17 protein-coding genes are annotated in these 15,419 nt (G+C 59.4%); all 17 read left to right on the top strand.

The features are described from left to right. Positions 1-84 precede the first annotated feature (84 nt). The 17 genes from iscU to AB4N74_RS18160 all read left to right on the top strand — a co-directional run bounded on the left by iscU (position 85) and on the right by AB4N74_RS18160 (position 15,354). The gene (gene iscU / locus AB4N74_RS18240; RefSeq protein ID WP_007916892.1) at positions 85-471 is read left to right on the top strand and encodes a Fe-S cluster assembly scaffold IscU; all 387 of its coding nucleotides are present in this window, start codon (positions 85-87) and stop codon (positions 469-471) included. 34 nt (positions 472-505) lie between these two features. After that, positions 506-829 carry an iron-sulfur cluster assembly protein IscA gene (gene iscA / locus AB4N74_RS18235; protein ID WP_003227904.1) on the top strand — a complete coding sequence of 108 codons (324 nt, stop codon included), beginning with the start codon at positions 506-508 and terminating at the stop codon, positions 827-829. Positions 830-837: 8 nt separating this feature from the next. Beyond that, positions 838-1,359, top strand: a complete 522-nt coding sequence (gene hscB, locus AB4N74_RS18230; protein WP_460096842.1) for a co-chaperone HscB — start codon at positions 838-840, stop codon at positions 1,357-1,359. A gap of 51 nt (positions 1,360-1,410) precedes the next feature. Further along, entirely contained in the window at positions 1,411-3,276 is a 1,866-nt protein-coding gene (gene hscA / locus AB4N74_RS18225) for a Fe-S protein assembly chaperone HscA (RefSeq protein ID WP_093430652.1), read from the top strand. Beyond that, complete coding sequence (gene fdx, locus AB4N74_RS18220; RefSeq protein WP_007916885.1) at positions 3,276-3,617, top strand: ISC system 2Fe-2S type ferredoxin; 342 nt, start codon at positions 3,276-3,278, stop codon at positions 3,615-3,617. Before hscA ends, fdx begins: the two co-directional genes overlap by 1 nt. 14 nt (positions 3,618-3,631) lie before the next feature. Then, positions 3,632-3,832: a Fe-S cluster assembly protein IscX gene (gene iscX / locus AB4N74_RS18215; protein ID WP_008084655.1), complete on the top strand. Its 201-nt coding sequence runs from the start codon at positions 3,632-3,634 to the stop codon at positions 3,830-3,832. Positions 3,833-3,920: 88 nt separating this feature from the next. Continuing rightward, on the top strand, positions 3,921-4,346 hold the full coding sequence (gene ndk / locus AB4N74_RS18210; protein ID WP_007916882.1) for a nucleoside-diphosphate kinase: 426 nt from the start codon (positions 3,921-3,923) through the stop codon (positions 4,344-4,346). 28 nt (positions 4,347-4,374) lie between these two features. Next, positions 4,375-5,523 (top strand): dual-specificity RNA methyltransferase RlmN, encoded by a 1,149-nt coding sequence (gene rlmN, locus AB4N74_RS18205; protein WP_016984373.1) that lies wholly within the window; start codon positions 4,375-4,377, stop codon positions 5,521-5,523. Between the two features lie 12 nt (positions 5,524-5,535). Then, entirely contained in the window at positions 5,536-6,294 is a 759-nt protein-coding gene (gene pilW / locus AB4N74_RS18200) for a type IV pilus biogenesis/stability protein PilW (protein WP_460096839.1), read from the top strand. Next, positions 6,294-7,319: a RodZ domain-containing protein gene (locus AB4N74_RS18195; RefSeq protein ID WP_093430649.1), complete on the top strand. Its 1,026-nt coding sequence runs from the start codon at positions 6,294-6,296 to the stop codon at positions 7,317-7,319. Before pilW ends, AB4N74_RS18195 begins: the two co-directional genes overlap by 1 nt. 3 nt (positions 7,320-7,322) lie before the next feature. Then, the gene (gene ispG, locus AB4N74_RS18190; RefSeq protein ID WP_003227888.1) at positions 7,323-8,432 is read left to right on the top strand and encodes a flavodoxin-dependent (E)-4-hydroxy-3-methylbut-2-enyl-diphosphate synthase; all 1,110 of its coding nucleotides are present in this window, start codon (positions 7,323-7,325) and stop codon (positions 8,430-8,432) included. Positions 8,433-8,469: 37 nt separating this feature from the next. After that, a complete protein-coding gene (gene hisS, locus AB4N74_RS18185; RefSeq protein WP_016984369.1) occupies positions 8,470-9,759 on the top strand; it encodes a histidine--tRNA ligase in 1,290 nt (429 codons plus the stop codon). Positions 9,760-9,800: 41 nt separating this feature from the next. Then, positions 9,801-10,442, top strand: a complete 642-nt coding sequence (locus AB4N74_RS18180) for a YfgM family protein (RefSeq protein ID WP_093430648.1) — start codon at positions 9,801-9,803, stop codon at positions 10,440-10,442. Continuing rightward, entirely contained in the window at positions 10,435-11,586 is a 1,152-nt protein-coding gene (gene bamB, locus AB4N74_RS18175; RefSeq protein WP_034156262.1) for an outer membrane protein assembly factor BamB, read from the top strand. Before AB4N74_RS18180 ends, bamB begins: the two co-directional genes overlap by 8 nt. 136 nt (positions 11,587-11,722) lie before the next feature. Beyond that, the gene (der, locus tag AB4N74_RS18170) at positions 11,723-13,192 is read left to right on the top strand and encodes a ribosome biogenesis GTPase Der (protein WP_093430647.1); all 1,470 of its coding nucleotides are present in this window, start codon (positions 11,723-11,725) and stop codon (positions 13,190-13,192) included. A gap of 234 nt (positions 13,193-13,426) precedes the next feature. Continuing rightward, positions 13,427-14,575, top strand: a complete 1,149-nt coding sequence (locus tag AB4N74_RS18165) for a pyridoxal phosphate-dependent aminotransferase (protein ID WP_099757100.1) — start codon at positions 13,427-13,429, stop codon at positions 14,573-14,575. Beyond that, entirely contained in the window at positions 14,563-15,354 is a 792-nt protein-coding gene (locus AB4N74_RS18160; RefSeq protein ID WP_093430645.1) for an amidohydrolase, read from the top strand. The genes AB4N74_RS18165 and AB4N74_RS18160 overlap by 13 nt, the downstream gene beginning before the upstream one ends. The last annotated feature ends 65 nt before the right edge of the window (positions 15,355-15,419 follow it).

The following is a 15,419-nucleotide window of genomic DNA, read 5'->3' as shown; positions in this document are numbered from 1 at the left end:
TACAGATCCTGTAGCGACGCGGCGGTTTACGCAGCGCAGTTGCAGGGTCTCAAGAGCGGCCCTGATGAGTGAGGATTGAGAATCATGGCTTACAGCGAAAAGGTCATCGACCACTACGAAAACCCGCGCAACGTCGGCAAGATGAACGCGGAAGATCCTGATGTCGGCACCGGCATGGTCGGCGCTCCGGCGTGCGGCGACGTGATGCGTCTGCAAATCAAGGTCAACGACGCTGGCATCATCGAAGATGCCAAGTTCAAGACCTACGGCTGCGGTTCGGCCATCGCTTCCAGCTCCCTCGCCACCGAGTGGATGAAGGGCAAGACCCTGGACGAAGCCGAAACCATCAAGAACACCCAGCTGGCCGAAGAACTGGCCCTGCCGCCAGTGAAAATTCACTGCTCGGTACTGGCTGAAGACGCTATCAAAGCGGCTGTTCGCGATTACAAGCAGAAGAAAGGCTTGATCTGACTTTCTGGATTTGGCGACGAGTAAGGAGTCACCGATGGCTATCAGCATGACAGAAGCGGCTGCTCGACACGTGCGGCGCTCCCTCGACGGGCGCGGCAAAGGTGAAGGGATTCGTCTGGGTGTTCGCACCACAGGCTGTTCCGGCCTTGCCTACGTGCTGGAGTTTGTCGACGAGGTGGTTGCAGAGGATCAGGTGTTCGAGAGTCACGGCGAAAAAGTGATCATCGACCCGAAAAGCCTGGCCTACCTGGACGGCACCGAGCTCGATTTCGTCAAGGAAGGGTTGAACGAAGGCTTCAAGTTCAACAACCCCAACGTACGCGGTGAATGTGGCTGCGGCGAAAGCTTCAACATCTGAGGCTTGTCGTGGGTATTCCTTGTCATTTCGCTTTATTCGAGCTGCAACCGGGTTTCCGTCTGGATCTCGAACAGTTGGCCACGCGCTATCGTGAGTTGGCGCGCGGCGTTCATCCTGACCGCTTTGCCGATGCTTCCGAGCGTGAGCAACGGTCGGCTCTGGAGCAGTCTGCACGGCTCAACGACGCCTATCAGACGCTCAAGAGTCCGGCCCAGCGCGCACGCTACCTGCTGACCATCAGCGGGCATGAAGTGCCGATGGAAGTCACGGTCCATGATCCCGAGTTTCTTCTGCAGCAGATGCAATGGCGCGAAGAGCTCGAAGACCTCCAGGACAGTGCTGACCTCGACGGTGTCGCGGTGTTCAAGCGGCGCCTGAAAGTGGCTCAGGAAGAACTCAATGAAAGCTTCGCAGCCTGTTGGGATGATGCAGTGCAACGCGAACAGGCCGAACGCCTGATGCGGCGCATGCAGTTCCTCGACAAGCTCACCTACGAAGTGCGCCAGTTAGAAGAGCGCCTCGACGATTAACCCAGTGCCGCTCCGGTCGCACGCCTGATATACAGATAAGTCCTGATCACGATGGCCCTACTGCAGATCGCCGAACCCGGCCAAAGTCCTCAACCGCACCAGCGTCGTCTGGCTGTGGGGATCGACTTGGGCACTACCAATTCGCTGGTCGCTGCGTTGCGCAGTGGTCTTTCCGAGCCGTTGGCTGACGCAAACGGGCAGGTCATCCTGCCGTCCGCTGTGCGTTACCACGCCGATCACGTCGAAGTCGGCGAGTCGGCCAAACTGGCCGCTGCGTCCGATCCTTTGAACACCGTGCTGTCGGTCAAGCGCTTGATGGGTCGTGGTCTGTCCGACGTCAAGCAATTGGGCGAGCAACTGCCATACCGCTTTGTCGGTGGCGAATCGCACATGCCGTTCATCGATACCGTGCAAGGCCCGAAAAGCCCGGTCGAAGTCTCCGCCGATATCCTCAAGGTGCTGCGTCAGCGTGCTGAAGCGACGTTGGGTGGCGAACTGGTTGGCGCGGTGATCACCGTTCCTGCTTACTTCGATGATGCTCAGCGCCAAGCCACCAAGGATGCGGCGAAACTTGCCGGTCTGAACGTGTTGCGCCTGCTCAATGAGCCGACCGCTGCCGCTGTGGCGTACGGTCTGGATCAACACGCTGAAGGCCTGGTCGCGATTTATGACCTGGGCGGCGGTACTTTCGATATTTCGATTCTGCGTCTGACAGGCGGTGTTTTTGAAGTTCTGGCCACTGGCGGCGACAGCGCGCTGGGTGGCGATGACTTCGATCACGCGATTGCCGGCTGGATCATCGAGAGCGCGGGCCTGTCTGCCGATCTCGATCCGGGCGCACAACGCAATCTGCTGCAAACCGCTTGCGCGGCCAAAGAAGCCCTGACCGATGCGGCCAGCGTTGAAGTGGCCTATGGCGACTGGAAAGCACAGCTGACCCGTGAAGCCTTCGATGCGCTGATCGAACCGATGGTCGCTCGCAGCCTGAAAGCCTGCCGTCGCGCCGTTCGCGATTCCGGTATTGAGCTGGAAGACGTGCACGCCGTGGTCATGGTCGGCGGTTCGACTCGCGTGCCGCGCGTTCGCGAAGCCGTTGCCGAAGCCTTCGGTCGTCAGCCTCTGACTGAAATCGACCCGGATCAAGTGGTGGCCATCGGTGCCGCGATCCAGGCCGACACCTTGGCTGGCAACAAACGCGATGGTGGCGAACTGCTGCTGCTCGACGTGATTCCACTGTCCCTGGGGCTGGAAACCATGGGCGGCCTGATGGAGAAGGTGATTCCGCGCAATACCACCATCCCCGTCGCTCGCGCACAAGATTTCACGACTTATAAAGATGGCCAGTCGGCCATGGCGATCCACGTATTGCAGGGCGAGCGTGAGCTGATCAGTGACTGCCGCTCGCTGGCGCGCTTCGAATTGCGCGGCATTCCAGCGATGGTCGCCGGCGCTGCGAAGATTCGCGTGACCTTCCAGGTCGATGCCGACGGTCTGCTCAGCGTTTCCGCCCGTGAGTTGGGTTCAGGCGTTGAGGCAAGCATTCAGGTCAAACCGTCCTACGGTCTGACCGACGGCGAAATCGCCAAAATGCTCAAGGATTCGTTCCAGCATGCCAATGACGACAAAGTCGCCCGCGTTCTGCGTGAGCAGCAAGTCGATGCCCAGCGCCTGATCGAAGCCGTGCAGGGCGCTCTGGAGGCGGATGGCGAGCGTTTGCTCGACGCCGAAGAGCGCATGGTCATCGATCTGCAGCTGCAGGAACTGGCCGAACTGATGAAAGGTACGGATGGTTACGCCATCGAGCAGCAGACCAAGCGTCTGTCGCAAGTGACCGATGCTTTTGCTGCTCGCCGCATGGATCTGACGGTGAAAGCCGCTCTGTCGGGGCGCAATCTGAATGAAATCGAGGATATCTGATGCCGCAGGTTATTTTTCTGCCACACGAGAAGTTCTGCCCTGAAGGCATGGTGGTCGAGGCTGCGCCCGGCACATCGATTCTCGAACTGGCCCACGAACACCACATCGAGATGGAAAGCGCCTGCGGCGGCGTCTGTGCTTGCACCACGTGCCACTGCATCATCCGCGAGGGTTTCGACTCGATGGAGGAGGCTGACGAGCTGGAAGAAGACTTCCTCGATCGCGCCTGGGGTCTGGAGGCGCAATCGCGTCTGGCCTGTCAGGCTATCGTCGGTGAAGAAGACATTACCGTCGAAATTCCGAAATATTCGCTTAACCATGCGGCCGAAGCGCCGCACTGACTGGTAAGACTGTCATGAGCTACGGTTGGAATGATGTTCAACGTATTGCAGAAGAATTGGCCGAGGCCAAACCGGGTGTAGATCCGTTTTCTGTCAATTTCGTCGATCTGCAGCAATGGATCAAAGAGCTGCCGGATTTCGACAATACCTCTGGCCGTGTTGGCGAGAAGGTGTTGGAAGCAGTTCAGACGCTCTGGGCTGAAGAATTGGACTGATCGTCCTCGCAGGTTAGGCAATACCCAAGAACCCGCGTATAATTCGCGGGTTTAATTTTTCGCAAATTACCGTTTCTGGAGTTACACCATGGCTGTTCAACGCACTTTCTCCATCATCAAGCCTGACGCTGTTGCAAAAAACGTCATCGGCGAAATCACCACTCGTTTCGAAAAAGCCGGCCTGCGCGTTGTAGCTTCGAAACTGAAGCAACTGTCCAAAGCTGAAGCTGAAGGCTTCTACGCTGAGCACAGCGCTCGTGGTTTCTTCGGCGACCTGGTTGCTTTCATGATCTCCGGTCCTGTTGTTGTTCAGGTTCTGGAAGGCGAAAACGCTATCGCTCTGAACCGTGAGCTGATGGGCGCTACCAACCCTAAAGAAGCTGCTGCCGGCACCATCCGCGCTGACTTCGCTGATTCCATCGACGCCAACGCTGTTCACGGTTCGGACTCCGAAGCCGCAGCTGCTCGTGAAATCTCGTACTTCTTCGCAGCTACTGAAGTAACCACTCGCTAAGCATTGGCTTAAGAGTGAAGGTGAATCCATGACTACATCGACTGTAAAAACCAACCTGCTGGGTCTGACTCAACAGGAAATGGAAAAATTCTTCGACTCAATCGGGGAGAAGCGTTTCCGTGCCGGTCAGGTAATGAAATGGATTCACCACTTTGGCGTCGATGATTTCGACGCCATGACGAACGTCAGCAAGGCCTTGCGCGACAAGCTCAAGGCTATTGCCGAGGTCCGTGGTCCGGAAGTGGTCAGCGAGGACATCTCCAGCGACGGCACCCGTAAGTGGGTGGTGCGCGTGGCGTCCGGCAGCTGCGTCGAGACCGTATACATTCCCCAGGGCAAACGCGGCACTCTGTGCGTTTCGTCCCAGGCAGGCTGTGCCCTGGATTGCAGTTTCTGCTCCACCGGCAAGCAAGGCTTCAATAGCAACCTCACCGCCGCCGAAGTCATCGGTCAGGTGTGGATTGCCAACAAATCTTTCGGCAGTGTCCCGGCAACCGTCGACCGTGCCATCACCAACGTGGTGATGATGGGCATGGGTGAGCCGCTGCTGAACTTCGACAACGTCGTTGCCGCCATGCATCTGATGATGGATGACCTCGGCTACGGGATCTCCAAGCGCCGCGTGACCCTGTCCACCTCGGGTGTGGTGCCGATGATCGATGAGCTGGCCAAGCACATCGACGTTTCCCTGGCGTTGTCCCTGCACGCACCGAATGACGCATTGCGTAACCAATTGGTGCCGATCAACAAAAAATATCCGCTTAAGATGCTGCTCGAGTCGTGCCAGCGCTACATGTCCGCCCTTGGCGAGAAACGTGTGCTGACCATCGAGTACACCTTGCTCAAGGACATCAACGACAAGGTTGAACACGCCGTCGAGATGATCGAGCTGCTGAAGAACATTCCGTGCAAGATCAACCTGATTCCGTTCAACCCGTTCCCGCACTCCGGGTACGAGCGGCCAAGCAACAACGCGATCCGTCGTTTCCAGGATCAGTTGCATCAGGCCGGTTTCAACGTCACTGTCCGCACCACCCGTGGTGAAGACATCGACGCTGCATGTGGTCAATTGGTAGGGCAGGTGCTGGATCGCACCCGTCGCAGCGAACGTTACATCGCAGTGCGCGAGTTGAGCGCCGACAGCGATCTGGCACAGAACGCCGCGAACACAAATTAAGAGAGGATCTCTATGTCCCTGCGCTTTGCGCTGCTGTTGCTGTTGGCCAGCCTGTGTGCTGGTTGTGTCCTGTCGGGTGACTACAACCCGATGAAGACCAGCAAGGGCCGCGATGAAGCGCGGGCTGCCTACGTGCAGTTGGGGCTGGGATACTTGCAGCAAGGCATGACCGAGCGGGCCAAGGTGCCGCTGAAGAAGGCGCTGGAAATCGACGGTTCCGATCCTGACGCCAACGCTGCCCTCGGGTTGGTGTTTCAGTCCGAAATGGAGCCGGAGCTGGCCGACGAACACTTCCGCAAGGCTTTGTCCTCCCGTCCCGCCGATGCGCGCATCCTCAACAATTACGGCAGTTTTCTCTACGAACAACAGCGTTATAAAGAAGCCTACGAGCGTTTTGAACAGGCGGCCGCCGATACCCTGTATCCTGAGCGTTCGCGTGTGTTCGAGAACCTCGGCATGACGGCGGCGAAGCTCGGTGAGCGTGATCTGGCGCAGCAACAGCTGGAAAAAGCACTGCGTTTGAACCGTCAACAACCACGCGCGTTGCTGGAAATGGCTGAGTTGTCCTTCGAAGACAGGCATTATGTGCCCGCGCGAGACTATTACGACCGTTTCAGCCAGTTGACCGAACAAAATGCACGTAGTCTATTGCTCGGCGTTCGGCTGGCAAAAGTGTTTGAAGATCGCGACAAGGCCGCCAGTTATGGCCTGCAATTAAAACGACTCTATCCCGGTACGCCGGAATATCAGCAATACCTGTCGGAGCAATGATGAAAGCGGCGCATCCCGAAGTTGTAGCAGCGAATCGCGTTAACCCCGGTGAGACCCTGCGCCAGGCCCGCGAAAGCAATGGCTGGTCGCTGGCCGAAGTGGCCCTCAAGCTCAACCTCACCGTGACTTCCCTGAGCAATCTTGAAGCCGGCGCTTTCGACAAGCTGCCGGGGCATACCTTCGCTCGCGGTTACATTCGCGCTTATGCCAAATTGCTCGGCATGGACCAGACCGTTCTGGTCCAGCAGTTCGACCAGTCCACCGGTACCGATTCCCAGGGCAGCAATGTTCACGCCCTCGGCCGTATCGAAGAGCCGGTGCGGGTTTCCCACACCATTTTGCGTATTGTCAGCCTGCTGTTGCTGATCGCGGTCATCGGCGGCGGTTTCGTCTGGTGGCAGGATCAGACATCCCAGCGCACCAAGGACCTGACGTCCCTGGCCCCTGAGCACGTTGAAGTCGAAGGTGCTGACGGCACGACTCAGATTCACCCGATCGACGAGCCGGAGGACCAGGCTGTCGAGGAAAACCAGGCCGATACTTCAACGGCGTTGGCGCTGCCTCAGTCGGAAACCACGGCTGAATCGACTGGTGCAGAAGGCGCTGCTCCGGCAACTGCTCCAGCAGCACCGGCTGCAACGCCGACCGCCCCGGTTCATACACCGGCGCCGGTTGTCGCTACCCCGGCTAGCCCCGCGCCAACCACTCCAGCGCCGACCGTCACCGCTCCGGTCGTTCCTGCTACACCGGCAGCGACCGCAGAAGCAACCGCTCCGGTGGCTGGCGATGGTCAGGTACAACTGCAGTTCAGTGCCGATTGCTGGGCACAAGTGACCGATGGCCGTGGCAAAGTGATTTTCAGTGGTCTGAAGCATAAAGGCGATAGCGTCACCGTTTCCGGCAAGCCGCCGCTTAACGTACGTCTGGGCGTTGCCCGCGCCGCGCAGGTCAGCTACAACGGCCAGCCGGTCGATATCGCTCCGTTCACCAGTGGCGAGACTGCTCGCCTGAAGTTGGGTCAATAAGTCATGCACGGCGAATCTCCAATCAAACGTCGCGTTTCGCGCAAGATCTGGGTCGGCAACGTACCGGTGGGCGGCGACGCGCCGATCGCGGTTCAGAGCATGACCAACAGCGACACCAATGACGTCGCCGCCACTGTTGCGCAAATCAACCGTCTGGAAGCCGCTGGCGTCGACATCGTCCGCGTCTCGGTGCCGGACATGGACGCCGCCGAGGCGTTCGGCAAGATCAAGCAACTGGTCAAAGTGCCGTTGGTTGCCGACATCCACTTCGACTACAAGATCGCTCTGCGCGTGGCCGAACTGGGCGTGGACTGCCTGCGTATCAACCCGGGCAACATCGGTCGTGAAGACCGTGTTCGGGCGGTGGTCGATGCAGCGCGTGATCGCGGCATTCCGATCCGCATCGGCGTCAACGCCGGCTCGCTGGAAAAAGACCTGCAGAAGAAATACGGCGAGCCGACCCCTGCTGCGCTGGTCGAATCTGCTTTGCGTCACGTTGAGCACCTCGAACGCCTGAATTTCCAGGACTTCAAGGTCAGCGTTAAGGCCTCTGACGTGTTCATGGCCGTCGAAGCCTACCGCTTGCTGGCGAAAGAAATCGTTCAGCCGCTGCACCTGGGCATCACCGAAGCCGGTGGATTGCGTTCGGGCACAGTGAAATCCGCCGTGGGCCTAGGTATGCTGCTCGCCGAGGGGATTGGCGATACTATCCGCATCTCGCTGGCGGCCGACCCGGTCGAGGAAGTGAAGGTCGGTTACGACATTCTCAAGTCTTTGCATCTGCGTTCCCGTGGCATCAACTTCATCGCCTGCCCGAGCTGCTCGCGGCAGAACTTCGATGTGGTGAAAACCATGAACGAGCTGGAAGGGCGCCTTGAAGACCTGCTGGTGCCGCTGGATGTCGCGGTGATCGGTTGTGTGGTCAACGGCCCCGGCGAAGCCAAGGAAGCCCATATCGGCTTGACCGGCGGCACGCCAAACCTGATTTACATCGACGGCAAGCCGTCGCAGAAACTGACGAATGACAATCTGGTGGACGAGCTGGAAAAGCTGATCCGCCAGAAAGCGGCCGAAAAGGTCGAAGCTGACGCTGCGGTTATTGCGCGCGGCTGAGCCTGATTGAAGCGCCGAACGAATTTAAGGATTTAAAGTGAGCAAGTCTCTGCAAGCCATTCGTGGCATGAATGACATCCTGCCCGAGCAGACCCCGTTGTGGCGTTATTTCGAGGGCACCGTTGCGCGTCTGCTGGATAACTACGGTTACAAGCAGATCCGCATGCCGATCGTTGAATTCACCGAGCTGTTCAAACGCTCGATTGGTGAAGTCACTGACATCGTCGAAAAAGAGATGTACACCTTCGAAGACCGCAACGGCGACTCCCTGACCTTGCGTCCGGAAGGTACCGCGGCGTGCGTGCGTGCCGTACTCGAGCACGGCATCACCGGCGGTGGCCAGGTGCAGAAACTCTGGTACATCGGCCCGATGTTCCGCCACGAGCGTCCGCAGAAAGGCCGTTATCGCCAGTTCCACCAGATCGGTCTGGAAGTGTTCAACCTCGACGGCCCGGACATCGACGCCGAGCTGATCACCATGACCTGGCGCCTGTGGGGCGAGCTGGGCATTCGTGATGCGGTCAAGCTTGAACTCAACAGCCTCGGCACCAGCGAGTCCCGTGGGCGTTATCGTGAAGCGCTGGTCGAGTACCTCTCGGCGCACCACGACAAACTCGACGAAGACAGCCAGCGTCGCCTGAAAACCAACCCGCTGCGCGTGCTCGACACGAAAAATGCCGACACTCAAGCGGTGCTGGTCGATGCGCCGAAAATGGCCGATTACCTCGACGACGAATCCCGTGCGCACTTTGAAGGTTTGAAAGCGCGTCTGGATGCCGTCGGCATTCCTTACGTGCTCAACCCGAAACTGGTGCGCGGCCTCGATTACTACAGCAAAACCGTATTCGAATGGGTCACCGACAAACTCGGCGCCCAGGGCACTGTTTGCGCGGGCGGTCGTTACGACGGTCTGGTCGAGCAAATGGGTGGCAAGCCGACCACCGGCGTCGGTTTTGCCATGGGCATCGAACGTCTGGTGCTGATGCTGGAAACCCTTGAGCAGATCCCGGAAGAAATCTCCCGTCAGGTCGATGTCTATCTGTGCGCCTTCGGTGAAGAAGCCGAGCTGGCCGGTCTGGCTCTGGCTGAACGTGTTCGTGATCAACTTCCAAACCTGCGTCTGCAAGTCAATGCCGGCGCCGGCAGCTTCAAAAGCCAGTTCAAGAAGGCCGACAAGAGCGGTGCGCTGTACGCACTGATCCTCGGTGACGACGAAATGGCCCAGCAAGTGGTAGGTTTCAAACCCCTGCGTGGCCAGGGCGAACAACAAAGCATTGCCTGGGATGCGCTCGCCGCTCACCTGGCCACCTGCGTCGTGCAGGGTTGAAGCTGTCCAAACAGCCGATTTAGCGATTAAGGAGTATTGGGGTGTCGAGTACCGAAGACGAACAGTTGGCGGATTTGAAGGACTGGTGGACACGCAACGGCAAACCTCTGGTCACTGGCGGCCTGTTGGCGCTGGTCATCGTGTTCGGCTGGCAGGCATATCACAAATACCAGAGCAACCAGTCGCAAGGCGCCTCGGTGCTCTATCAGCAACTGCTGGAAACCACGCTGACGCCTGACGGCAAGCCTGATGCGGCCCGCGTTGCGGATCTGGCCGGCAAGCTCAACAGCGAATTCAGCGGTTCCGCCTACGCGCAGTACGGCAGCCTGTTCGTGGCCAAAGTGGCGGTCGACAGCGGCAAGCTGGATGACGCCGCGGCCGAACTGAAAGCCATTGTCGACAAACCGGCCAACCCGGCGCTGGGCGAAATCGCCCGTCAGCGTCTGGCGCAGGTACTCGGCGCGCAGAACAAGGCTGAAGATGCCCTGAAACTGCTCGACGGCGATGCCGACAAAGCGTTCCTGGCCACTCGCGAAGAACTCAAGGGCGACCTGCTGGTACAGCTGGGCCGTACCGATGACGCGAACAAGGCGTATCAAAAAGCCAAGGCGGCACTGTCGGATGAAGCGGCGGTCGGTGGCCTTCAAATCAAGCTCGACGACCTGGCCAAAGGGGATGCGTGACGTGATCCGTTGGAAGCATGCAGCATTGCTGGCTCTGGCCCTTCTGGCCGCGGGTTGCAGCAGCAACAGCAAAAAAGAATTGCCACCGGCTGAACTGACCGACTTCAAAGAAGAAGTGGTTCTGCACAAGCAGTGGAGTCGTTCGATCGGTGACGGTCAGGGCGAAACCTACAACATGCTGGTGCCGGCGATCGACGGTGACACCATCTACGCCGCCGATGTAACCGGCGTGGTGATGGCCATGGATCGCGGCAATGGCGACGTGAAATGGAAGCAGGATCTTGACCTGCCTGTCTCCGGCGCCGTTGGCGTGGGTTACGGGCTGGTTCTGATCGGTACGCTGCGCGGCGAAGTCGTTGCCCTGGACACCAGCAACGGTGAAGAGAAGTGGCGCGCTCGTGTGAACAGCGAAGTCCTCGCGCCGCCGGCCAACAACGGCGACGTGGTGGTGGTACAGACCCAGGACGATCGTCTGATCGGTCTGGATGCTTCCACCGGTACTCAGCGCTGGGTGTATGACAGCACCCCGGCCGTGTTGACCCTGCGTGGCACCAGCGCACCGCTGGTCACCAACCGCCTCGCGGTGGCTGGCCTGTCGACCGGTAAAGTGGTCGCTCTGGATATTTCCAACGGCGTGCCGGTCTGGGAACAACGGATCGCGATTCCACAAGGTCGTTCGGAACTGGAGCGCGTAGTCGACATCGACGGCGGTCTGCTGTTGTCCGGCGGTACGCTGTACGTTGCCAGCTACCAGGGTCGCGTTGCGGCACTGGACCTGGAAAGCGGTCGTCAACTGTGGCAGCGCGATGCGTCGAGCTACGCCGGTATCGCTCAGGGTTTCGGCAGCGTTTACGTGAGCCTGTCCTCGGGCACCGTTGAAGGCGTCGACGAACGTTCCACCACAGCATTGTGGAGCAACGATTCGCTGGCTCGTCGTCAACTGTCGGCTCCGGAAGTGTTCTCCAGCTATGTTGCAGTCGGTGACCTGGAAGGTTATCTGCACCTGCTGAGCCAGGTTGACGGTCGTTTCGTCGGCCGTGAGCGCATCGACAGCGACGGCCTGCGTGCCCGTCCGCTGGTGGTGGGTGACACGATTTATGTCTATGGCAACAGCGGCAAACTGGAAGCCCTGACCATCAAGTAACAACTATGCTTGGGGTTAAACCCCCAGGCGGCCCCGGATTCATGGGGCTTGCAGCGCTAACAGGCGTTGCCCCGAGCACCAGCCGCTGCCTCGCAGCGGCTTTTGTATTTTCTGAAATAACGAAGTGGAGAGCCGCATGGTTCCCGTAATCGCCCTGGTGGGCCGACCGAACGTCGGCAAGTCCACCTTGTTCAACCGCCTGACCAGGACTCGCGACGCCATCGTCGGCGACTTGTCCGGTCTGACCCGTGATCGCCAGTACGGTGAGGCCAAGTGGCAAGGGCGTTCCTACATTCTGGTCGACACCGGTGGTATCTCCGGTGACGAGCACGGTATGGACGAAAAAATGGCCGAGCAGTCGCTGCTGGCCATTGAAGAAGCGGATGTTGTGCTGTTCCTGGTAGATGCCAAGGCCGGTTTTACCGCCGCCGACCAGATGATCGCCGAACACCTGCGCAAACGTAACAAGCGTTCCTACGTGGTCGCCAACAAGGTCGACAACATCGACCCGGAAATGGCCCGCGCTGAATTCGCTCCATTGGGCATGGGCCACGCGATCCCGATCGCCGGTGCTCACGGCCGTGGCATCACCCAGATGCTGGAAATCGCCTTGGGTGATTTCCCCAAAGACGAAGAAGAGCCGGAAGACGGCGAAGAAGAAATCGTTGCCGAAGGCGAGGAAGCCAAGCGCATTCCTGGCCCGAGCGAAAAAGACGGGATCAAGATCGCCATCATCGGTCGTCCGAACGTCGGCAAGTCGACGCTGGTCAACCGCATGCTCGGTGAAGACCGGGTTATCGTCTATGACCAGCCGGGCACCACCCGCGACAGTATCTACATCCCGTTCGAACGGAATGAAGAGAAGTACACGCTGATCGACACCGCCGGTGTGCGCAAGCGCGGCAAGATCCACGAAGAAGTCGAAAAATTCTCTGTGGTGAAAACCCTGCAGGCGATCAAAGACGCCAACGTGGTGATCTTCGTGATGGACGCCCGCGAAGGCGTGGTCGATCACGACCTCAACCTGCTGGGCTTCGCTATCGAATCCGGTCGTGCACTGGTGATCGCGATCAACAAGTGGGACGGCATGACGCCGAGCGAGCGCGACTTCGTCAAGGTCGAGCTGCAACGTCGCCTGTTCTTCGTTGACTACGCCGACATCCACTTCATCTCGGCCCTGCACGGCACTGGCGTGGGTAACCTCTACGCGTCCGTACAGAACTCGTTCAAGTCGGCGGTCACCCGCTGGCCGACCAACCGTCTGACCCAGATTCTGGAAGACGCGGTGGGCGAGCACGCGCCACCGATGGTCAACAACCGCCGGATCAAGCTGCGCTACGCCCACTTGGGTGGTGCGAACCCGCCGATCATCGTGATCCACGGTAACCAGATCGAGAAAGTGCCGAAGTCCTACGTGCGCTATCTGGAGAACACTTACCGCCGTGTGCTGAAGCTGGTCGGTACGCCGATCCGCATCGAGTTCAAGGGCGGCGAGAACCCGTACGAAGGCAACAAGAACACGCTGACCGACCGCCAGGTCAACAAGAAGCGTCGCTTGATGTCGCACAACAAGAAAGCCAGCAAGAAGCGCCGCGACAAGAAATAAGGTCGCGGCTCGTTGATCGTTCCCATGCTCCGCGTGGGGATGTATCCCGTGACGCTCTGCGTCACATAAGCGGTGGACGCAGAGCGTCCAAGGCTGCATTCCCACGCAGAGCGCGGGAACGATCAACATGAGAGAAGGGTGCCATCCGGCGCCCTTTTTTTATGGGCGCCGGATGGGCTATCCTCGGGCTCTCCCGCGCCGTCGTCAGAGCCGGGTGTTGAGCAGGGAACCCCGATGATCACCAGTAAGCTGCCGAATGTCGGCATCACTATTTTCACGCAGATGTCTCAGCTCGCGGCCCAGACCGGAGCGATCAATCTGTCCCAGGGTTTTCCTGACTTCGACGGCCCGCAGTCCCTGCGTGACGCGGTCGGTCGGCACATCGCCAGTGGCCACAACCAGTATTCACCGATGACTGGCCTGCCGGCGCTGCGCGAGCAGATTGCGGCGAAAATCGCTCGCAGCTATGGCGTGCAAGTCAATGCCGACAGTGAAGTGACGGTCACGCCGGGCGCGACCCAGGCGATCTTCTGTGCGATTCAGGCGGTTATCCACAGCGGCGACGAAGTCATCGTGTTCGATCCGTGCTACGACAGCTACGAACCGGCGACAGAGTTGGCGGGCGGTCGTTGCGTACATGTACAACTGAATCCGAACGACTTCTCCATCGATTTCGATCAACTCGCTGCTGCCCTGAGTCCGCGCACGAAAATGATCGTCATCAACACCCCGCACAACCCGAGCGGCGCACTGATCAGTCGTGCCGAACTCGATCAACTGGCAGAGTTGATCCGTGGTCGCGACATCTACCTGATCAGCGATGAAGTCTACGAACATCTGGTGTTCGACGGCGTGCCGCACGTCAGCGTGCTGGCCCATGAAGAGCTGTATCAGCGCGCATTCGTGGTCAGCTCGTTCGGCAAGACCTATCACGTCACTGGCTGGAAAACCGGTTACGTCGTCGCGCCGCCAGCGCTGACCACCGAACTGCGCAAGGTCCACCAGTACGTCAGTTTCTGCGGCGTCACGCCGTTGCAATATGCGCTGGCCGATTACATGGCCGAGCACCCGGAGCACGTCGAAGAGTTGCCGGGCTTCTACCAAGCCAAGCGCGATCTGTTCTGCGATCTGCTGGCGCCGTCGCGTTTCACCTTCACCCGAGTCACCGGCACCTATTTCCAACTGGTCGATTACTCGCAGATCCGTCCCGACCTCAACGACGTCGAGATGGCCATATGGATGACCCGCGAACACGGCGTGGCGAGTATCCCGGTGTCGGTGTTCTACCAGAACCCACCGCAAGGCCAGCGCCTGGTGCGTCTGTGTTTTGCCAAACGCGAGGAGACGCTGCGTGAAGCGGCGGCAAAACTATGCGTGATCTGAGTGCGTTACCTGATCTGAACCTGGCGCTGATCCAGACCAGCCTGGCCTGGCATGACCGCCAGGCCAACCTTGAACATTTCGCGGTGTTGCTGGAGCAGGCGCGGGGGGCGGATCTGATCATTCTGCCGGAGATGTTCACTACCGGATTCTCCATGGAATCCGAAACCCTTGCCGAAGCCGAGAATGGCCCGACCAGCAAATGGCTGCGGGTTCAGGCGGCAAAGCTCGATGCAGTCATTACCGGCAGCGTGATCATTCAGGCCGCCGACGGCAGCCATCGCAATCGCCTGCTGTGGGCGCGGCCGGACGGCGAAGTGCTGCATTACGACAAGCGTCACCTGTTCCGCATGGCCGGTGAGCACAACCACTACACGCCCGGCGAACGTCAGGTGCAGTTCGAACTCAAGGGCTGGCGCATCCGTCCGCTGATTTGTTACGACCTTCGCTTCCCGGTGTGGAGCCGCGATGCGCAGGACACCGATCTGTTGCTGTACACCGCCAACTGGCCGGGCGCGCGGCGTCTGCACTGGAATCGCCTGTTGCCGGCGCGTGCCATCGAAAACCTTTGCTATGTGGCGGCGGTGAATCGCGTCGGCACCGACGGCAAGGGCTTTGCCTACACCGGTGACAGTCAGGTGCTGGATTTCCAGGGGGAAACCTTGCTGGCGGCGGGGGAGGCGGACGGGGTGTTCAAGGTGGTTTTGGAGGCGGCGTCACTGGCGGCGTATCGCGAGCGCTTTCCGGCGAATCTGGATGCCGACACCTTCGAGTTCACCTGAGGTAACTGATCGTTCCCACGCTCTGCGTGGGAATGCAGCCCGTGACGCTCCGCGTCACTGGACGC

It is taken from the genome of Pseudomonas sp. H3_C08 (assembly GCF_054669455.1).
Note: the sequence above shows the minus strand (reverse complement) of the source record. Positions and strands in the feature narration are given on the sequence as shown.